This window comes from Zobellella sp. DQSA1, from assembly GCF_041950555.1.
Taxonomy (GTDB): Bacteria; Pseudomonadota; Gammaproteobacteria; order Enterobacterales; family Aeromonadaceae; genus Oceanimonas.
This window is the reverse complement of record NZ_CP169531.1, coordinates 560,001-580,440: the sequence shown is the minus strand read 5'-3', so window position 1 is coordinate 580,440 and position 20,440 is coordinate 560,001. Positions and strand designations below refer to the sequence as shown.

At 61.0% G+C, this 20,440-nt stretch carries 15 protein-coding genes and 2 rRNA genes (1 of these 17 running past the window's edge); 5 read left to right on the top strand and 12 right to left on the bottom strand.

What is annotated here, in order from left to right; all coding sequences use genetic code 11:
• Positions 1-2: 2 nt before the first annotated feature.
• From ACEVBK_RS02800 to ACEVBK_RS02785, 4 genes are read right to left on the bottom strand one after another with little or no spacing between them, the layout of a single operon-like run.
• Positions 3-596 (bottom strand): ABC-type transport auxiliary lipoprotein family protein, encoded by a 594-nt coding sequence (locus tag ACEVBK_RS02800; RefSeq protein WP_375057092.1) that lies wholly within the window; start codon positions 594-596, stop codon positions 3-5.
• The gene (locus ACEVBK_RS02795; protein WP_375057091.1) at positions 593-1,507 is read right to left on the bottom strand and encodes an MlaD family protein; all 915 of its coding nucleotides are present in this window, start codon (positions 1,505-1,507) and stop codon (positions 593-595) included. The genes ACEVBK_RS02800 and ACEVBK_RS02795 overlap by 4 nt, the downstream gene beginning before the upstream one ends.
• A gap of 2 nt (positions 1,508-1,509) precedes the next feature.
• Positions 1,510-2,286: an ABC transporter ATP-binding protein gene (locus tag ACEVBK_RS02790; protein WP_375057090.1), complete on the bottom strand. Its 777-nt coding sequence runs from the start codon at positions 2,284-2,286 to the stop codon at positions 1,510-1,512.
• Positions 2,283-3,389, bottom strand: a complete 1,107-nt coding sequence (locus ACEVBK_RS02785; RefSeq protein WP_375057089.1) for an MlaE family ABC transporter permease — start codon at positions 3,387-3,389, stop codon at positions 2,283-2,285. Before ACEVBK_RS02785 ends, ACEVBK_RS02790 begins: the two co-directional genes overlap by 4 nt.
• Positions 3,390-3,526: 137 nt before the next feature.
• Here ACEVBK_RS02785 and ACEVBK_RS02780 point away from each other — a divergent pair, with 137 nt between their 5' ends.
• The 3 genes from ACEVBK_RS02780 to ACEVBK_RS02770 all read left to right on the top strand — a co-directional run bounded on the left by ACEVBK_RS02780 (position 3,527) and on the right by ACEVBK_RS02770 (position 5,139).
• The gene (locus tag ACEVBK_RS02780) at positions 3,527-4,093 is read left to right on the top strand and encodes a PhnA domain-containing protein (RefSeq protein WP_375057088.1); all 567 of its coding nucleotides are present in this window, start codon (positions 3,527-3,529) and stop codon (positions 4,091-4,093) included.
• 204 nt (positions 4,094-4,297) lie between these two features.
• Positions 4,298-4,612, top strand: a complete 315-nt coding sequence (locus ACEVBK_RS02775) for an NGG1p interacting factor NIF3 (protein ID WP_375057087.1) — start codon at positions 4,298-4,300, stop codon at positions 4,610-4,612.
• 59 nt (positions 4,613-4,671) lie between these two features.
• Complete coding sequence (locus ACEVBK_RS02770) at positions 4,672-5,139, top strand: methylated-DNA--[protein]-cysteine S-methyltransferase (protein WP_375057086.1); 468 nt, start codon at positions 4,672-4,674, stop codon at positions 5,137-5,139.
• A 545-nt stretch (positions 5,140-5,684) separates the two neighbouring features.
• On the opposite strand, the gene ACEVBK_RS02765 is transcribed toward ACEVBK_RS02770, so the two are convergent.
• Both ACEVBK_RS02765 and metH read right to left on the bottom strand, forming a co-directional pair.
• Complete coding sequence (locus ACEVBK_RS02765) at positions 5,685-6,917, bottom strand: D-alanyl-D-alanine carboxypeptidase (protein ID WP_375057085.1); 1,233 nt, start codon at positions 6,915-6,917, stop codon at positions 5,685-5,687.
• A gap of 208 nt (positions 6,918-7,125) precedes the next feature.
• Positions 7,126-10,806 (bottom strand): methionine synthase, encoded by a 3,681-nt coding sequence (gene metH, locus ACEVBK_RS02760; protein ID WP_375057084.1) that lies wholly within the window; start codon positions 10,804-10,806, stop codon positions 7,126-7,128.
• Between the two features lie 245 nt (positions 10,807-11,051).
• Between metH and ACEVBK_RS02755 the strand changes: the two genes are divergently transcribed.
• Positions 11,052-12,341 carry a cation:proton antiporter gene (locus tag ACEVBK_RS02755; RefSeq protein ID WP_375057083.1) on the top strand — a complete coding sequence of 430 codons (1,290 nt, stop codon included), beginning with the start codon at positions 11,052-11,054 and terminating at the stop codon, positions 12,339-12,341.
• A 32-nt stretch (positions 12,342-12,373) separates the two neighbouring features.
• Here the strand turns inward: ACEVBK_RS02755 and metA are convergent, their stop codons facing one another.
• Complete coding sequence (metA, locus tag ACEVBK_RS02750; protein ID WP_375057082.1) at positions 12,374-13,327, bottom strand: homoserine O-succinyltransferase; 954 nt, start codon at positions 13,325-13,327, stop codon at positions 12,374-12,376.
• A 143-nt stretch (positions 13,328-13,470) separates the two neighbouring features.
• Here metA and ACEVBK_RS02745 point away from each other — a divergent pair, with 143 nt between their 5' ends.
• On the top strand, positions 13,471-14,649 hold the full coding sequence (locus tag ACEVBK_RS02745; protein ID WP_375057081.1) for a CinA family nicotinamide mononucleotide deamidase-related protein: 1,179 nt from the start codon (positions 13,471-13,473) through the stop codon (positions 14,647-14,649).
• A 3-nt stretch (positions 14,650-14,652) separates the two neighbouring features.
• Here ACEVBK_RS02745 and ACEVBK_RS02740 read toward each other — a convergent pair whose 3' ends face one another.
• From ACEVBK_RS02740 to ACEVBK_RS02720, 5 genes are all read right to left on the bottom strand, one after another.
• Positions 14,653-15,357: a phosphatase PAP2 family protein gene (locus ACEVBK_RS02740; protein WP_375057080.1), complete on the bottom strand. Its 705-nt coding sequence runs from the start codon at positions 15,355-15,357 to the stop codon at positions 14,653-14,655.
• 100 nt (positions 15,358-15,457) lie between these two features.
• On the bottom strand, positions 15,458-16,801 hold the full coding sequence (locus ACEVBK_RS02735) for an 8-oxoguanine deaminase (protein WP_375057079.1): 1,344 nt from the start codon (positions 16,799-16,801) through the stop codon (positions 15,458-15,460).
• A gap of 124 nt (positions 16,802-16,925) precedes the next feature.
• Positions 16,926-18,356, bottom strand: coding sequence for a uracil-xanthine permease family protein (locus tag ACEVBK_RS02730; RefSeq protein WP_375057078.1), 1,431 nt, complete (start codon positions 18,354-18,356; stop codon positions 16,926-16,928).
• Between the two features lie 499 nt (positions 18,357-18,855).
• Positions 18,856-18,970, bottom strand: a 5S ribosomal RNA gene (gene rrf / locus ACEVBK_RS02725).
• Positions 18,971-19,093: 123 nt separating this feature from the next.
• A 23S ribosomal RNA gene (locus tag ACEVBK_RS02720) occupies positions 19,094-20,440 on the bottom strand; it runs 1,543 nt beyond the window's last position.

The window sequence follows — 20,440 nt, the reverse complement described above, 5'->3', positions numbered from 1 at the left end:
GGTTATCCGGCCTCGGCCAGGGTCCAGTCCAACAGGGCACGGGACAGCCGCTCCGCCGCCCGACCGAGGGCTGCCACCGCCTCCTCCTCCGCGGTTCCGGCCATCGGCTCCTCGGCCTCGAAACGCCGGCTCGCCAGGATCTGCCGGCTGCCGGCATCCACCAGCCGGGCGTCATAACGGATCACCGCCACCAGGCTGCCACCCCGGACCTCTACATTCAGCGCCCGCAACACCCCGCCCAACTCCAGCCCGGCCTGAAGGTTGTCGCCGTCGCTGCTGAGCCGGCTCACCCGACCGTCTCGCCAGAAGGCATCCAGCAGCCAGTCCCGCCACAACAGCGGCACGGGTGCAGCCCAGCGGGCCCGGGGATAAGCCTGGTAACTGTGGTCCGCCGCCAGCACCAGCAGGCGGTTGCTACCCAGGGCATCGGTGACGACGGGCCGGGCCAGCCGCAGCTCCGTCAACCGCGGCCCGGCCCCGGTGGCGGCCTGGCCGGACGGGGGCAGCCGGTACAGGGCCACGGGAGTGGGCTCGGGCAACACGCTGCAGGCCCCCAGCAGGGTGGACAGGGACAGGAAAAGCAGGACACGGATCATGGCTTAAACTCCTTGATTTCGTCGCGGCCAAGCAGGTAGCCGGCAGGATCTTGTTCCAGCCGGCGGGCAATATCACCCAGGATGGTCAGGGTGCTGCGCAGTTCCTGGATTGCCGGTCCCAGCTCGGCCAGGCCCCGCAGGCCACCGTCCAGGGCCGGTCTGTTGTCGGCCAGCAGGGCATCCAGGCGGCGGCTCAGCTGTTCCAGGTTGGCCATGGCGGAGGCGGCATTGGCCAGCATCGGCTCGCCGTGGCGACCAACCTGGGCGTCGAGCCGGGCCAGCAGCCGTTGCAACTGGTCGCCGGCCCCGGCCAGGCTCTGCAGGCCGGCGGCGAGGCTGTCCTGCTGGGCCGCCAGCGTAGTGGTGGTGGCGTCCAGGTTGGCCAGTACCTGGCCGAAATGACGGGCATTGTCTTCCGACAGCATACGGTTGGCGTTGTCCACCAGGGTGGTGATACCGAGCAGCAGCTCTTCGCTGTTGAGCCGCAGCTGGGCCAGGGGCGAGGGCTCGGCGACGATCACCGGAATACTGTCATCCTGCGCCAGCAGCGGGCTTTCCGGCGAGCCCTGGCTCAATTCGATGTTCGCGGCACCGGTGATGTTCGCCAGGGCCAGCCGGGCGCGGGTGTCGGTCTTTACCGGGGCATCATCGGCGATGCGTACCCGGGCCCAGACCTGGCGCGGGTCCTCCCGATCCAGGGTCAGGCTTTCCACCTCCCCCACCCGAATACCGCTGTACTGCACGGCACTGCCCACCGACAGGCCGGATACCGGCTCCCGGAACAGGATGTCGTAGCGGCGCGAATCACGCTCGCTGCCGGACTTGACCAGCCAGAGCGCGAACAGCAGCATGGCCGTGGCGACCACCAGGGTAAAAGCCCCGATCAACACATGATGAGCGCGGGTTTCCATGGTTACTCCTTCTGTTGCGCGGCCCGGGCGGCACGCCCGCGCGGACCGTGAAAATAATCGCGGATCCAGTCGTCCTCGGTGGCGGCCACCACCTCCAGACGATCGGCCACCAGCACCTTCCTGCGGGACAGCACCGCCACCCGATCGCAGCTGCTGTAGAGGGTGTCGAGATCGTGGGTGACCAGGAACACCGTCAACCCGAGGGCGTCCCTCAGAGTCAGCAGCAAGCGGTCGAAGGCCGCCGCCGCTATGGGGTCCAGACCGGCGGTGGGTTCGTCCAGGAACAGGATGTCCGGGTCCAGCGCCAGCGCCCGGGCCAGGGCCGCCCGCTTAACCATGCCGCCGGACAGCTCCGTCGGGTAACGCTCTCCCGTCCCGGCCGGCAATCCGGCCAGGGCCAGCTTGACCGAGGCCAGATACTCGGCCTCTCCCCGGGACAGGCCGACATGCTCGACCAACGACAGGGCGATATTCTCGGTCACCGTCAGGGAAGAGAACAAGGCACCGTTCTGGAACAACACCCCCATGCGCCGCTCCAGCCGCGCCCTTTCCCGCTCCGGCAGGGCGAGCAAATCCTGCCCCAGCAGCCTCACTTCACCCCCGCTGGGCCGGCGCAGGCCGACGATGGAGCGCAGCAGCACCGACTTGCCGGAGCCGGAGCCACCCACCACCCCCAGAATCTCCCCCCGGTAGACGTCCAGATCCAGGTTTTCATGCACCACCTGGCTGCCGAAGCGGTTGCCCAGGCCGCGGATGCGGATCACCACTTCCCGAGTCACCAGCCCATCTCCATCAGGAAGAGGGCAGCGATGGCGTCCAGCAGTATCACCACGAAGATAGACTGCACCACGCTGGAAGTCGTGTGTTCGCCTACCGACTGGGCGCTGCCACCGACCTTGAAGCCTTCCAGGCAGCCGATCAAGGCGATCAGCAGGGCGAACAGGGGCGCCTTGCCCAGTCCCACCAGCAGGTGCCGTACCGGCACTTCCTGCACTATGGCCAGGTACTGGGCCAGGGAGATGTCGAGCGACAGCAGCGCCACCGCGGCTCCTCCCGTCATGCCCGACAACATGGCGATGAACGTCAGCAACGGCAGGGTGATCAGCAGCGCCAGCAGCCGCGGCAGCACCAGCAGCTCCACCGGATCCAGTCCCTGGGCACGCAGGGCGTCCAGCTCCTCGTTGACCTTCATGGCGCCGAGCTGGGCGGTAAAGGCGCTGGCGGTACGGCCGGCCAGCAAGATGGCGGTAAGCAGCACCCCGAACTCGCGCAGGAAAGAATAGGCCACCAGATCCACGGTGTAGATGGTCGCCCCGAAGTTGGCCAGCACGGTGGCGCCGAGAAAGGCCACCACGGCACCCACCAGAAAGGTCAGCAGAGCGACGATAGGCACCGCATTGAGGCCGCATTGCTGCGCCTGGGCCGCCAGGGCGGTCCACCGCCAGCGACCCGGCTTCGGCAGCAGGGCCGCCAGGGTCAACAGCGTCAGTCCCATAAAACCGAGCAGTTGCAGCCACTGCCGCCAGCCGCCGGCCATCAGGCTGCCCAGCCGGGCCAGGTCGTCGCTCCAGCGCCGCACCGGTATCGGTGGCGGCTCCCGACCCGCCATGGCCTCGGCCACCGCCAGCAGCAGGGCTCGACGCTCGTCCGACAGCCCGCGGGCTTCGGGAATCAGTTGCCCGAGTCGCTCCGCTCCCAGCCAGCGCACCAGCAGGGCGGCGCCGGCGGTGTCCAGCTCGGTGAGACCGGCGGCATCCAGCCGCGCCACGGGCGTTGTCGGAGGCAGCCGCCGGGCCAGTTGCGTGTAATGGGGCAGGGTCCAGGCACCGAGCAGGCGGGCACAGGGTTCGGAGCCGGATTCCAGGATCAGAAGGGCTGTCATCTTGTTCGGACCTGCTTGCGTGGTAAGAAAACTCATACGAGACCCCCATTGTCAGCCATCCGATACATAACCACAACCCGAGCCCGGTTTTATGCTAGGATCTGTGCCACTTTTACGTAGCGACAAGAGTCCGAATCATGACCATAGAACAACAACTGCAGGAACGCAGCAGCGGCCGTTGTGAACTGTGCGGCGCCAGCGATGCTCTCAGCCTGCACCCTGTGGCTCCCAGAGCCGCCGACAGTGCCGAGCACTGCGCCCTGCTCTGCGCCCACTGCCAGGCCGAGCTGGACCATCCCCAGGATCACAACCACTGGCGTTGCCTCAACGACAGCATGTGGAGCCCGGTGCCGGCGGTGCAGGTACTGGCATGGCGCACCCTCAAACGGCTCTCCAGCGAAGTCTGGGCCCGGGACCTGCTGGACATGCTCTACCTGGAGCCGGAAATACAGCAATGGGCCGAAGCCGGCCTGGCTGCCGAAGACGACGACAGCGCTCCCACCTTCGACAGCAACGGCAGCCGCCTGCAGGCCGGTGATTCAGTCACCCTGATCAAGGATCTTGACGTCAAGGGCGCGGGCTTCACCGCCAAGCGCGGCACCCTGGTCAAGAACATCAGCCTGACCAGCAATCCGGAGCATATCGAAGGCAAGGTCAATGGAGTGCAGATCGTGCTGGTGGCCAGATTCCTGAAAAAAGCCTGATTGCTGGCTGCTGGCAAACCTTCATACTGGCTTACACCCGCAACGCCCACTCCTAGACTGGCGGGCAAGGGGAACGGCTCCGCCTACCGTCACAGGGAGGTGCCTGAAGCCTGTTGGCGGAGTTGGCCCTGTGGCCAGCCTCTTCGGTCGGGACAAACAACTTTGTCAACAAACTGGCGCAGGAAAGAACCCTGCCAGGGAGCAATGATGTACAAACTGGTCTTCTTCGTGCCCGAGTCCCACCTCGAGCCGGTCAAGGCGGCGGTGTTCGCCACCGGCGCCGGCAAAATCGGCGACTACGACCAGTGCTGCTTCGAAACCCGGGGCCAGGGCCAGTTCCGTCCCCTGGCCGGCGCCAGTCCCTTTATCGGTCAGGCCGGCGCGCTGGAAAAGGTGGCCGAGGTCAGGGTCGAGCTGGTGTGTGAAGATCATCTGATCAGGGCCGCCGTCGCCGCCCTGCGTGCCGCCCATCCCTACGAAGAGCCCGCCTTCGATGCCTGGCACCTGACCAGCCTGTAGCCCTTCCGGGCCAAAATAGGGATACAATCGGAGTATTCCTTTATCAAGCCGGAGCCCTTATGTACTGCACCCTGCCAAGCCCGCTGGGCACCCTCTATATCGCCGCCAGTGACGACGCCATCGTCGAGGTGGACTTCCGGGACGACGAACTCGCCCCCCGCCCGCCGGCCGGCCCGCTGCTGCAGGCCGCCTGCGAACAACTTGCCGCCTACTTCACAGGCACCCTGAAGCATTTCGAGTTGCCGCTCGCTCCCCGCGGCACCCTCTTTCAACTGCAGGTCTGGCAGGCCCTGAAAGCGATTCCCTACGGTGAGCATCGCAGTTACAAAGACATTGCCGAGAGTATCGGCAACCCCAGGGCGGTGCGGGCCGTGGGCCTGGCCAATGGCCGCAATCCCGTTTCCATCATCATCCCCTGCCATCGGGTGATCGGTGCCAACGGCAAGCTGGTCGGCTACGGCGGTGGCCTGGAACGCAAGGCCTGGCTGTTGCAGCACGAAGCCGGCCGGAAGAAAACGGGGAGATAAGCCCATCCCTTTGTAAGAGATATCTCAAGATAGCGACAGAGAAAACGTTTTCCATGCGAGAACTTCACCGCCAATGATAAATTTAATCATATATATCAATACCTTGAAATAAACACCCGGATAACGTTCAGTTGCGGGCAAATTTACCCGACTTGAGCTAGGCGGCACTTGGGCTATTATCTCTCCCGCAAGGAGCGAGGGAGCCGGTCAGGATGACGGGCCGCCAGGAAAGGCAAAGGGAACCCCGCTGGATGCGGTAACGGACACCTCCCAGGATGGAGATGGTCACGCGAGTCAGGACGATACGCGGTCAGGATGACCAGATGGACACACCGACGGATCGGGAAGAGGATGACCTTAAGGATCAAGGTGAAGTCAGGGATTGCAGGGAGCAATTTGGTTTAGGGACTAAACCGCTAAGACGACCCAAAAAGGGGGTGACATGATGTCACCCCCTTTTTCTTTGTTTGTCGGTCAAGGAACAGAGCCCTGGCTTTGCCCCGAGCATCCCTGCCGCCAGCTCCCCGGCGGCAGCCCCCCTTGGTTCAGCTACCGGTCAGTTTGACTACCAGGCAGTCCATGCCCTGGCGGGACAGGCGCTGGCAGGCGTTTTTCGCCTGATTTTCCTGCAGTCCCACCAGCCGGGCGCGGAACAGCTTGCGATTGCTGATTTCCACCTCGCTCACCGTTATCTGGGCCAAATCGATATCATCCAGCCGCTGTGCCGCATCGGAAGCCCGATCCCTCGCCTGCTCCGGCACCCGGAAAGAACCAATCTGCACCGCCCAGCCCAACTCGCCGGTGATCATGACCTGCTGGGCCGGAAAGGTCTGGGAAGTACGCTGCAATACCGCCGGAGCCCGGGTCACCGGCTCCTGTCTGGCTACCTGGCGTACGGTATCGGTACTGACCACCAGCTTGCCGGCCGGTTTGACCGCCTCGGGTGACACCCTGGCAAGCTGGGTCGCCCGCTCGAAACCGCGATCCAGCAGAGATGCCATATGCGCATCCCTGGACTGCGCCGTCTGGCCGCCCATGACCACCCCGATCAGTCGCCGCTCGCCCTTGGCGGCGGAGGTGGCCACATTGAAGCCAGAAGCCCGGATATAGCCAGTCTTCATGCCATCGACTCCCGGATAGTTGCGTACCATGCGGTTATGGCTGTTGTAGGTACGCCCCTTGTAGGTGAAGGACTGGGTAGAGAAATAATGGTAATGCTGGGGAAAATCCTTCATCAACCGCACCGACAGTATCGCCAGATCCCGGGCGGTACTGGTCTGGGCGGCATTGGGCAGGCCGGAGGCATTACGGAAGGTCGTGGCGGTCATCTTCATCGCCTTCGCCTTTTCCGTCATCATGCGGCCAAAGCCGCTCTCGGTGCCGCCCAGGGCTTCGGCCACCACCGCCGCCACGTCGTTGGCGGAGCGGACGATCAACGCCGGAATCGCATCCCGCACTTTCAGCCGATCCCCCGCCTTCAATGAAATATTGGTTTGCGGCATGGAAGCGGCATGGGCCGACACCGGCATGGCGGTATCCAGGGTCATCAAGCCCTTGTCCATCGCCTCGAACAACATATAGAGCGTCATCATCTTGGTGAGCGAGGCAGGATAGCGGGTGGCGTCGGCATTCGAGGCATGCAGCACCTCACCACTGTCCGCGTCCAGCACGATAGAGGCGTATCGCGGATTGGCCTGCACCTGGTTGAACAGGGAGTACATCAGCAAAACAGCCAGGAATAAAAATCCCGTTTTTCCGGCGTTTTTTACAGCAAACATGGAAGGCTCCTCCCAGAGATTAAACAAAGCCGGCAGAAGCTACGTTATCGCCCGAATTCTGTCCAGCCTTTCCCGCAACCGCCCATCCGAAAGCACCCTCACCGTACTGGCGGCTTCATTAATTACAGCATACACGCCGGTATCCTCCACGGGGAGTCGGTCCGGTACAATATTTAGCAGCAAGGCGCCCCCGGCGCCTTTTCGGTGTTTACTCGCTCAGGTTGGGCGCCAGCCACTTTTCCGCATCGCTCCGGCTCATGCCCTTGCGGGCAGCATAATCCAGCAGTTGATCCTCCTGGATCTGCGCCACCGCAAAGTAGCGGGTATCGGGGTAGGAAAAATACCAGCCGGACACCGCCGCCCCTGGCCACATGGCGAAAGACTCGGTCAGCTTCATGCCGATGCGTGATTCCACGTCCAGCAACTGCCACAGGGTCCCCTTCTCGGTGTGCTCCGGGCAGGCCGGATAGCCAGGAGCCGGGCGAATACCACGATACTTCTCACGGATCAGTTCGTCGTTACTGAGCGCTTCGTCCGGGGCATAGCCCCAGTATTCCCGCCGCACCAGCAGGTGCATGTATTCGGCGAAGGCCTCCGCCAGCCGGTCGGCCACCGCACTGGCCATGATGGCGTTGTAGTCGTCATGGGCCTCCTTGTAACGGCGGATGATGTCATCCTCGCCGATGCCGCCGGTTACCGCGAAGGCACCGACATAGTCGGGCCTGGTGCCCTTGGGCGCCACGAAGTCCGCCAGGCAATAATTGGGAAAGCCATCCTTTTTCTCTGTTTGCTGACGCAGGAAGCGCAGGGTATGCAACACCCGACTGCGGGACTCGTCGGTATAGACTTCCACGTCGTCGTCCACGCTGTTGGCCGGGAACAGTCCCATCACCCCGGAACAGCGCAGCTCGCCGTCGGCCGCCAATTGGTCGAGCAGGACATTGGCATCGGCAAACAGCCGTTTGGCCTCTTCGCCCACGATCTCGTCTTCCAGGATACGGGGGTACTTGCCCGCCAGCGACCAGGTAAGGAAAAACGGCGTCCAGTCGATATATTCGCGCAACACCGAAATCGGCACATCGTGGAATTCGTGAATGCCCGGCTTGGCCGGTACCGGCGGAGTGTAGGCCTGCCAATCGATGACCATCCGGTTGGCCCGGGCCTCGGCCAGGGGCACGGGCCGGGTACGAGGACGCTTGCGGGCATGCTGATCCCGTACCACCTCGTACTCCTTGTTCAGCCGTTCCACAAAGGCCGGCTTGTTTTCCGCGCTCAGCAGGGTCTGTACCACGCCCACGGCACGGGAGGCGTTGGCCACATAGACCACCGGCTCGTCGTAATTCTGCTCTATCTTGACCGCGGTATGGGCCTTGGAGGTGGTGGCGCCACCGATCAGCAGCGGGATCTTGAAGCCCTGGCGTTGCATCTCCTTGGCCACGTGCACCATTTCATCCAGCGACGGGGTGATCAAGCCGGACAGGCCGATCATGTCGGCGTTGGTTTCCCGGGCAGTCTTCAGGATCTGCTCGCAGGATACCATGACGCCGAGATCGACCACCTCGAAGTTGTTGCACTGCAACACCACCCCGACGATGTTTTTGCCGATGTCGTGCACATCTCCCTTGACCGTGGCCATCACCACCTTGCCGTTGGTCTGGCCCGCTTCCTTGCCCGCCTCGATGAAGGGATTGAGGTAGGCCACCGCCCGCTTCATCACCCGCGCCGACTTGACCACCTGGGGCAGGAACATCTTGCCCTCGCCAAACAGGTCACCGACCACATTCATGCCGTCCATCAGCGGCCCCTCGATCACCTCCAGCGGCCTGGACGCCTGGGCTCTCGCCTCCTCGGTATCGTCCTCGATAAAGTCGGTCAGGCCCTTGACCAGGGCATGCTCCAGCCGTTTGTTCACCGGCCAGCTGCGCCACTCCAGATCCCGAGCGTCCGTCTGTTGGCCACCGCTGCCCCGGTAGCGCTCGGCGATCTCCAGCAGCTCCTCGGTGCCGCCGTCATGGGTGTTGAGCACCACCGCTTCCACTTTGGCCTTGAGTTCGGGCTCGATGTCCTCGTAGATCGCCAGCTGACCGGCGTTGACGATGCCCATGTCCATGCCGTTCTTGATGGCGTGATAGAGGAACACCGCATGAATGGCCTCGCGCACCGCGTCGTTCCCCCGGAACGAAAACGACACGTTGGACACGCCGCCGGAGATCATCGCGTGGGGCAGGTGGTCCTTGATGTCCTTCACCGCCTCGATAAAGTCCACCGCGTAGTTGTTGTGCTCATCGATACCGGTGGCCACGGCAAAGATGTTAGGGTCGAAGATAATGTCTTCCGGCGGGAAGCCGACCTGGTCCACCAGCACCCGGTAGGCCCGCTGGCAGATCTCGAACTTACGCGCCCGGGTATCGGCCTGGCCCACCTCGTCGAAGGCCATCACGATCACGGCGGCGCCGTAGCGGCGCACCAGCCGGGCCTGCTCGATAAACTTCTCTTCCCCTTCCTTCATGGAGATGGAGTTGACTATGCCCTTGCCCTGAATGCACTTGAGGCCGGCCTCGATTACTTCCCACTTGGAGGAGTCGATCATGATCGGCACCCGGGCGATGTCCGGTTCGCCGGCGATCAGGTTGAGGAAGCGGGTCATGCAGGCCTCGGCGTCGAGCATGCCCTCGTCCATGTTGATATCGATCACCTGGGCGCCGTTCTCCACCTGCTGCAGGGCTACTTCCAGCGCCTTGTCGTACTGCTCTTCCTTGATCAGCCGCTTGAACATGGCGGAGCCGGTGACGTTGGTGCGCTCGCCGACGTTGACGAACATGCTCTCGGGGGTGATCAGCACCGGCTCCAGGCCGGCCAGCCGGCAGGCCACCGGCAGTTCGGGCAGTACCCGCGGCTTGATGCCGGCTACCGCCTCGGCCATGGCGCGGATATGCTCAGGCGTAGAGCCGCAACAGCCGCCTACCAGGTTGAGGAAGCCGCTCTCGGCCCACTCGCGGATATGGCCGGCCATCTCCCTGGCGTCCAGATCGTACTCCCCGAAGGCGTTGGGCAAACCGGCATTGGGGTGGGCCGACACATGGGTTTCACTGATCCGGGACAGCTCGGCCACATACTGGCGCAGCTCATCCGGGCCCAAGGCACAGTTGAGGCCGAAAGAAATGGGTTTGGCATGACGCAGGGAATGATAGAAGGCTTCCGTGGTCTGGCCCGACAGGGTCCGGCCGGACGCATCGGTAATGGTACCGGAGATCATCACCGGCAGGCGCAGGTCCAGCTTGTCGAACAGGGTTTCGAGGGCAAACACCGCCGCCTTGGCATTGAGGGTATCGAAAATAGTTTCGATCATCAGCAGGTCGGCGCCACCCTCGATCAACGCCTGGGCGGCCTCGGTATAGGCTTCGACCAGCTGATCGAAGGTGACGTTACGCTTGCCGGCGTCGTTCACGTCCGGCGAGATGGAGGCGGTTCTGTTGGTCGGGCCCAGTACCCCGGCCACGAAGCGTGGCTTGTGGGGTTCCCTGGCCGTCCATTCATCGGCCACCCGGCGTGCCAGCCGGGCCGCTTCCAGGTTGATTTCCGACGCCAGGGACTCCATCTGGTAGTCGGCCATGGCGATGGTGGTGGCGTTGAAGGTATTGGTCTCGATGATGTCGGCACCGGCGGCGAAATAGTCGCTGTGGATCCTGGCAATGATTTCGGGCTGGGTCAGCACCAGCAAATCGTTGTTCCCCTTGAGATCCGAGGGCCAATCGGCGAAGCGCTCCCCCCGGTAGGCCTCTTCATCCAGTCGGTAGGATTGGATCATGGTGCCCATGCCGCCGTCGATGATCAGAATACGTTCGGCGAGTGCCTGTTCAAGCTGGGAAAAGACCGGGGATATAGACACTTTTGACTCCTGTTACGACTGATTCCTGTAAGCGGCATCCATGCTACCATAAAACGGTCCATTAGAAATCCAGCCATCTACAAGGCTGGTCGATAAAGGCCCGTCAAAACTTCCTGAAAAGAGGTCATTTAACCACAGTTTTCACTAGGGAAAATGGCCGCGGTTAGGCAAACTATGCCCAACCGGCGAAGACCGGCCAACCTACTCCAGCTTGCAAAAATACAATCACTGTCGGAAGTGCCTTTATGAGCGTCTATTACACTCTGTGTTTTTTGGCGGCCATGGCGATCACCATTGCCTTCGTCAACCAATACATCATGAAAATCCAGACCACCATTGCCATTACCTCCGGGGCCCTGGCCATCTCCATCCTGATGCTGCTCCTGGGCAAAACCACCTGGCCGGAATTGCAGCAACACGCGGTGGAAGTGATCAAAACCGTGGATTTCGGCGAGTTCCTGCTGCAAGGCATATTGGGTTTTCTGCTGTTTGCCGGCGGCCTGGGAATCAACTTGCCCGCGCTGAAAAAACAAAAGTGGGAAATCACCATCCTGGCCACCGTCGGGACGGCGTTGTCCACCGTGATTATCGGCTCCGGCCTGTGGCTGCTGTCCTATGTGGTCGCCATCCCCCTGCCTTTCGTGTACTGCCTGCTATTTGGCGCCCTGATCTCTCCTACCGATCCCATCGCGGTACTGGCCATCGTCAAGAAGCTCGGCGCCCCGGAGCAGATTGCCATTCAGGTGGAAGGCGAAACCCTGTTCAACGACGGCATCGGCCTGGTGGTGTTCCTGACCATCTTCGCGGTGGCCTTCAGCGGCAATGAAACCACCTTCGGTTCGGTCATGGCCCTGTTTGCCCACGAGGCTATCGGCGGCATCATCTTCGGCGCCCTGCTGGGGCTGATGTCCCATGTGATGATCAGCGCCACCGATGACGGCTCCATGGAGCTGCTGATGACCCTCTGTATTCCCACCGCCGGTTTTGCCATGGCCAATGTGCTGGGGGTCTCCGGCGCCCTGGCTATGGTGGTGGCCGGCATCATGATCGGTAACTGGACCCGCCACACCGGTTTCTCCGAGCAGAGCAAACACTTCCTCGATCACTTCTGGCACCTGCTGGATGAGTTCCTCAACGCCCTGGTATTCCTGCTGATCGGTCTGGCCATGCTGCTGGTCGGCTTCCACTGGCAGGCCTGGCTGCTGATGCTGCTCAGCATCCCGCTGGTCATTGCCGGACGCTTTATCAGCGTATCGGCCCCTTACATGGTGTTTCGTTGCTTCAGATCCTATAACAAGTATTCGGTACGCATCCTCACCTGGGGTGGGCTGCGCGGCGGCCTGTCGCTGGCCATGGCCTTGTCCATTCCCGCCGGGGTCAAGCTGGGCAGCGGCGGTCAGGTGGAGTTGCGGGATCTGATCCTGATGATGACCTACGCCAGCGTGATTTTCTCCATACTGGTGCAAGGCATGACCATCACCTCGCTGATCAAAAGGGCCAACGAAGCGGAGAGGGCGGGTTTCCCCATCGAGTAAGGGGTAAGACTAAGAAAAGGAGCTATCGCTCCTTATTCTTCCCAGTCCTTGGTCAGGGTGTCGCCGGCCGCGCTGAGGGTACGCAGGTCGTAGGGGGTCAACTGGTAGACATGGTAGTTCAGCCAGTTTGAAAACAGCAGGTGACCGTGGCTACGCCAGCTTGCCCGAGGGGCCTGATCCGGATTATTGCCGGGATAATAGTTTTCCGGCATCCGTGGCTCCATCCCGGCGGCCAGATCCCGCATGTATTCCTGGTGCAGGGTGTCCGCGTCGTATTCCGGGTGGCCGGTTACGAACACTTGCCGTCGATCCGGACTGACCGCCAAATAGACCCCAACCTGCTCCGAGCCGGCCAGGATCTTCAAATCCGTGTGTTGCCGAACCAGCTCCAGCGGAAAATCGGCATAACGGGAATGGGGCGCCAGAAAGACATCATCGAACCCCCTCACCAGCGGCTCGAACTGGGCCAGGTTCCGGTGCTCATAGACGCCGGACAATTTTTCCAGACGGGTCTGTTTATCCAGCCCGTACAGGATTTTCAGCCCGGCCTGGGCCGCCCAGCACAGGAACAGGGTCGAGGTCACATGGCTCTTGGCCCACTCGACCACCTGCTCTATCTTGTCCCAGTAGACCACATCGCAAAAATCGGTCAGGCCCAGGGGGGCGCCGGTGATGATCAGGCCGTCGTAGAATTCGTCCTTCACCTGTTCGAAATCGTAGTAAAAATGCTCCAGGTGAGACTGCGGGGTGTTCTTGGAAGGCCTGTCGTCGATGCGCAGCAGATCCACCCCTATCTGCAGCGGCGAGTTGGACAGCATCCGCAGCAGCTGGTTTTCGGTTTCAATTTTCTTCGGCATCAGGTTGAGCAGCAGCACCCGCATCGGGCGGATATCCTGGTTGACCGCCCGGGTTTCCGTCATCACAAAGATATTTTCCTGAGACAGGACATCGGCCGCAGGCAGGCGATCCGGAATTCTGATGGGCATTTGCTTACTCCATGCACAGTATCGGTAAGAAAGTCTAGACATCTAGAAATCTACAACAAAGCGGCGGTGCTTGTCATCCCCGGCGTGGGCCGGGAGCGGAAGTTACGTTAGAATCCCGGTAACGCATCTCGAGGAAAAACGATATGGAACCTGTGATTGAGCTGGTAAGTACCGGTGATGAAGTGCTGACCGGACTGATTGTGGATACCAATGCGGCCTGGCTGTCCCAGCGCCTGCTGGAGCAGGGCTGGCAGGTACGCCGCCGTTTTACCCTCGGCGACGACAAGGCGGATCTGGTCGAGCTGTTTGAACAGCGCAGCCATCATGCGGACCTGGTAATCGTCAACGGTGGCCTGGGACCGACCTCGGACGACATCAGTGCCGAAGCCATGGCGGCGGCGGCCCGCGTCCCCCTGGAGCCGAACGAACATTGGCTGGCGGTGATGGCGCAAAAGTACGCTAGCCGCAACAGGATCATGCCCCAGAGCAATATCAAGCAGGCCATGCTGCCCCGGGGCGCCGAGCTGGTGGACAATCCGGTCGGCACCGCCTGCGGCTTCGCAATCAAGCTCAACAGGGCCACCTTTATCTTTACCCCGGGCGTTCCCTCCGAACTGAAGAAAATGGTAGAGGATGAAATACTGCCGCGGCTGCGCCACCGTTTTGGCCAGAAAGGCAGCAGTCAGGTGCGCCGCTTCTTCCTGTTCGGGCTGTCGGAGTCGGGTCTGAGCGACCGACTCGACCACATGTCCTGGCCGCCCGGCATCACCCTGGGCTACCGGGCCAGCCTGCCAACCATAGAGCTCAAGCTGATTATCGAGCGGGATGATTCGGCCGCCACCGCCGCGGCAGAGGCCCAGTTACTGGAAGAAGTGGGCGCCCATCTGGTAGCCCGGGATGAATTGAATTTCACCGCCAGCCTGGGTCCCCTGCTGTACAAGCAGGCGCTGACCCTGTTCGAGGAGGCCAGCGGCGGCCGGCTGACGGATACCATCAGCACCATCACGACCGAGTTCGAGGGGCATTATCTGAGCGGCCTGCCGGACAGCGCCGAGGACCTGGGTCTCTGGCTGCGGCGCAGCGCCCGCCCCCTGGCTCTGGCCATAGGAGCGGAAGGTCCCGATGGCGTGCCGGTGGCCCTGCTCACCGAGCAGGCCTGCCAGGTGCAGACCCTGAAACTGCACTTCCGCGATCCCCTGTCCCGCCGTCGCCTGCTGGCGTTCGTGGCACTGGACATGCTGCGCCGGCACCTGCAGGGCCAGGAGGTGATGATCGACTACGATATCCTGCCCTGCAGCGAACGGGTTACCCTGCCCTCCTGAGCCCTAGCCAATCAGGCGCAGGCGCCGCAGCAGCCCCTCGAGCAGGCCGGTGGCCAGCTCGATGACCCTGTTGGCCAAGGGGGTATGGAACAGCCAGGCACCGGTGATCAGGGCCAGGGGCACCGAACCGCAGAGGAAATCGGTAAACCAATGCGCCCCCGACATGACCCTCGGCATGGCCAGGGCCAGCACCAGGGGCACCACCACATAGAGATAGCGGCGCGGAAACTGGTAGACGGCAAACAGCAGGAAGGTGGCGAAGCCGATGCCGTGATCGCTGGGGAAGGAGTCACCGGAGGCGTCCTTGGCCTTGATATGGGGCACCAGCTGGCTGACCCGCTCCGCCTGCTCGTATACCAGGGTGGGGCTGGGGCGCTCTATGGGAACGGCTTTGCCCGCCGCCGCCTGGATGGAAAAACAGCCGGCCATGATCAGCAGCAGGCAGCAGATCCTGGCCCGCTTCCGGCCGGACACCCTCCAGGCGTGGTGGAACACGAACAGGGCCATCAGCAGGGCCACGGCGCCGTCGATCCAGCGCTGGTTGACGAAGGCGACGAACTCTGCCCAGCCGGGCACCGTCACCAGCCAGCCGTTGAACAACCAGAACACCCCTTCGTCCAGCCCCTGCCAATAGCCGAAAAACCAGGAAAAAAACAACAACAGCGCCAGGGCGTGCAGCGCAGCCCAGCCTTTGAGATCCCATTGCATGGTGACATCGTCCTCCGTTAGATGAGGCCGTTTATACCAGATGGGGAAAAGAATTGCAGGTCGAATCACAGAAAAGAGGCGCCGACGGCGCCCCTAATGGTTAACGCAGCAACACCGACAGTTCCCGTTGTCGTGCCTTGAGAGCCTCGATATCGAGGCCGCATATGGCACCATCAATCACCCGCCAGCGGCCCGCCACCATGACCTTGTCCGCCCGCCGGGCGCCGCAGAGTACCAGGGCGGCCAGGGGATCTCCGGCACCAGCGAACTGGATATCGTCCAGGGTGAACAGGGCCAGATCCGCCTGCTTGCCGACGGCGATCTCACCGATATCGTGCCGCCCCAGACAGGCCGCCGAACCGCGGGTCGCCCAGTCCAGCACCTGCTGATGGGTAATGCGCCTGGCGCCATAACGCAGCCGCTGCAGCAGCAGCGCCTGACGTACCTCCATGATCATATTGGAACCGTCGTTGGAGGCGGAGCCGTCAACGCCAATGCCGACGGGACAACCGGCAGCCTCCAACTCCAGAGTGGGACAGATACCTGAAGCGAGCAGCATATTGGAGGAAGGACAATGGGCGATGCCCACGCCCGCCCGGCCCAGGCGGAGAATCTCCTCTTCATTGAAATGAATGCCGTGGGCCAGCCATACCCGGCCGCTGAGCCAGCCCACCGACTCCAGATAGTCCACCGGCCGCATCCCGAACATATTCAGGCAGAATTCGGTCTCGTCGTGGGTTTCTGCCAGGTGGGTATGCAGTTGAACATCATGCTGCTCCGCCAGTACGGCGGAGGCCTTCATCAGCTCGGTGCTGACCGAAAACGGCGAACAGGGTGCCAGGGCCACCCGGCTCATGGCGCCGTCGGCCGGATCGTGATAACGCCGGATCAGGCGTTCGCTGTCGGCCAGAATGATCTCTTCCGACTGTACCGTCGACTGGGGCGGCAAGCCGCCCTGGTCCCTGCCCAGGCTCATCGAGCCCCGGGTCAGGTGCACCCTGACTCCCAGCCGCCGGGCCTGCTCCAGTTGCAGATCGATGGCCTCCTCCAACCCCTGGGGGAAAAGATAATGATGATCGCTGGCGGTAGTACAACCCGACAGCAACAGCTCGGCCAGGGCTATCTGGGTGGACACCGCCACCATCTCCGGCTGCAACCGGGCCCAGACCGGGTACAAAGAGGTCAACCAGGAGAACAGCGCCTTGTTGAGCGCCACGGGATGGGCTCGGGTCAGGGTCTGATAAAAGTGGTGGTGGGCATTCACCAGGCCGGGCAACAGCACATGCCGGCCGGCATCAAACACCTCATCCACAGGCCTCGAGGGTAACTGCCCCAGGGCCAGCAGCTCGATAATGTTGCTTCCTTCTACCACCAGGCCGCCGGCACAGGCAGGATCGAGAGTGGCGAGAGGTTGTTTTATCCAGAGTGTTTTGGGGTTTTGCATCAGACTTTCGACTCCGTTAGCAAATGAAAGTTGGCATCCCCCGGATGTAGAAACCCCTGACGTACAATCCGGGAAGGTACGCCAGGGGATTGCGCCCGTTCAGGCGACAATACGACAGTGAGCCTTAACTGACTTCACCTAATTTTTTTTTGGCCGCCTCGACATCAGCCTCTTCCGCTTCTGTAATCGACTCCTCTTCTACTCCTTTCTGTTCAGGTAGTATCAGACTCAGCAGGATGGCGGTGATGGCACCCATGGCAACCGGCGAACTCAGGATATTAGAGACCGTCTTCGGCAGCTCCTGCAGCACGTCCGGCACAGTAGACACGCCGATACCCATACCGACAGAGATAGCAATGATCATCATGTTGCGGCGGTCCAGGTTGGCCTGAGAGAGTACCCGGATCCCGGCGACGGCCACGGTGCCGAACATGATCAGGGTGGCCCCGCCCAGCACCGGTTTCGGCATCTGCTGCAGCACACCACCGATGATGGGGAAGAGACCCATGATAAAGAGGATGGCAGCGATGTAGATACCTACGAAGCGGCTGGCTACCCCGGTCAGGGCAATAACGCCGTTGTTCTGGCTAAAGGTGGTGGACGGCATGCTGTTGAAGACGGCGGCGATCATGGAATTGACGCCATCGCCCAGCACACCGCCACGAATACGGTTGATGTAGACGGGCCCCTTGACCGGCTCCCTGGAAATGGTGGAGTTGGCAGTCAGGTCACCGGTGGTTTCCATAGCACTGACACAGAACAGAATCGCCAGGGGAATAAAGGCGGCCAGATCAAACTGGAAGCCGAACTTGAAGGGAACCGGTACCGAAATGACCGGTAGGCTGCTCAGGTGGGAGAAATCCAGGCGTCCCATAAAGAAGGCGGCAACCATACCCAGAACAAGGCCAATCACCACGGCGGCCAGGCGGATCATAGGGTTTTGGGAGCGATTTAGCAGTATCACCGTCACCAGTACGATGCCGGCCAGCATCAGGTTATCCAGGGCACCGAAGTTTTGGGCTCCGAAGCCGCCACCGATATCGGTCATGGCCACCTTGATCAGGGGGATACCGATCAGGATGATGATGGTGCCGGTCACCACCGGGGTGATCACCTTCTGCAACTTGTGGACAAAGCGGCTCAGAAAAATTTCGATAAAGGCGGCGCAGAAACTGACCCCGAAAATGGTCGCCAGAATATCTTCCGGTGACCCACCGCGACTCTTGACGATCATGCCTGCCGACAGCACGGCGGTGAGAAAGGCGAAGCTGGTGCCCTGCAGACACAGCATGCCGGCCCCGACAGGGCCGATACGCCGGCACTGGATAAAGGTACCCACACCGGACACCATCAACGCCATACTGATGAGGTAGGGAACATGCTCGCCCAAGCCGAGCACTCCGCCCACAATAAGAGTCGGGGTTATGACTCCCACCAGACTGGCCAGCACATGCTGTAAAGCGGCGAAAGAGGAAGGCCAGAAGCCCGGTTTATCGTGCAGCGAATAAAGCAGGTCGTGGTTCTTGCTTTGTGCTGTTTTTACATCCTGGGTCATAACAGATCCCTTTGTTAATCGTTGCCAATGTGCAGACATAAACAGACTGCTGTTTTATTGGCCAACATCCTGTAAAGACGGTTGGCACTCCCCTCCATACTCCCCTGCAAAGCCTGGGCTAAGTGAGGAGCTAAAGAGATAATACCGCAAAAAAAACACATGCGTTACATTTATGTGATGAGTTTGTACACAAAAATAAACACAATGTGATCTTTGTCGTACCCATAAAAATAGTCAATGAACACAAGAACCGTAGCTTATGCACCATCATCAACAAAACATAGCACATCAACATTGTGTACAGTAATGAAATAAATATTTATGGGGGAAGGGCCATCAAGCCCCGGATGGGACAGGATAAAGGTCGAGGGGAAAAGCAGAAGCAAACTGCCTGGCGCAGAACAGCGCTTGCCCTGACGCCACACCAGGTACTGAAGGAAGTCAGAGAATCATAAAACGAAAAAACCCCGACACCAGGGTGTCGGGGTTTTAATTGGGTGCCTGGCAGTGACCTACTTTCACATGGCAGCTGCCACACTATCATCGGCGCGGGTGCGTTTCACTTCTGAGTTCGGCATGGAGTCAGGTGGGACCACAACGCTATCGCCGCCAGGCATAAACTTTAATCCGGAAAAGCTCACCGCCAGGCATGGCGGCAATGCAGAAAATGCAGGAGCAATTCTCTGCCTGATGAATTCGTTCTCGACCTGCAAGGCCTCACACTTCTTGGGTGTTGTATGGTTAAGCCGCACGGGTCATTAGTACAGGTTAGCTCAACACGTCACCGCGCTTACACACCCTGCCTATCTACGTCTTAGTCTCAAACGGCCCTTTAGGAGGTTCTAGACCTCTGGGATGACTCATCTCGGGGCTCGCTTCCCGCTTAGATGCTTTCAGCGGTTATCGATTCCGAACTTAGCTACCGGGCAGTGCCATTGGCATGACAACCCGAACACCAGCGGTTCGTTCACTCCGGTCCTCTCGTACTAGGAGCAACCCCCCTCAATCATCCAACGCCCACGGCAGATAGGGACCGAACTGTCTCACGACGTTCTGAACCCAGCTCGCGTACCACTTTAAATGGCGAACAGCCATACCCTTGGGACCGACTTCAGCCCCAGGATGTGATGAGCCGACATCGAGGTGCCAAACACCGCCGTCGATATGAACTCTTGGGCGGTATCAGCCTGTTATCCCCGGAGTACCTTTTATCCGTTGAGCGATGGCCCTTCCATTCAGAACCACCGGATCACTATGACCTGCTTTCGCACCTGCTCGACCTGTCCGTCTCGCAGTTAAGCTGGCTTATGCCATTGCACTAACCGTACGATGTCCGACCGTACTTAGCCAACCTTCGTGCTCCTCCGTTACTCTTTGGGAGGAGACCGCCCCAGTCAAACTACCCACCAGGCACTGTCCGCACCCCCGATAAGGGGGCAACGTTAGAACATCAAACATACAAGGGTGGTATTTCAAGGTCGGCTCCACGGCAACTGGCGTCACCGCTTCACAGCCTCCCACCTATCCTACACATGTAGGGTCAATGTTCAGTGCCAAGCTGTAGTAAAGGTTCACGGGGTCTTTCCGTCTAGCCGCGGGTACACCGCATCTTCACGGCGAATTCAATTTCACTGAGTCTCGGGTGGAGACAGCGTGGCCATGGTTACACCATTCGTGCAGGTCGGAACTTACCCGACAAGGAATTTCGCTACCTTAGGACCGTTATAGTTACGGCCGCCGTTTACCGGGGCTTCGATCAAGAGCTTCACCTTGCGGCTAACCCCATCAATTAACCTTCCGGCACCGGGCAGGTGTCACACCGTATACGTCCTCTTGCGAGTTTGCACAGTGCTGTGTTTTTGATAAACAGTCCCAGCCACCTGGTCACTGCGACTGGCTCAGGCTCCATCCGCGAAGGACTTCACCCGCTCCAGCGTACCTTCTCCCGAAGTTACGGTACTATTTTGCCTAGTTCCTTCACCCGAGTTCTCTCAAGCGCCTTGGTATTCTCTACCCGACCACCTGTGTCGGTTTGGGGTACGGTTCACACACATCTGAAGCTTAGAGGCTTTTCCTGGAAGCAG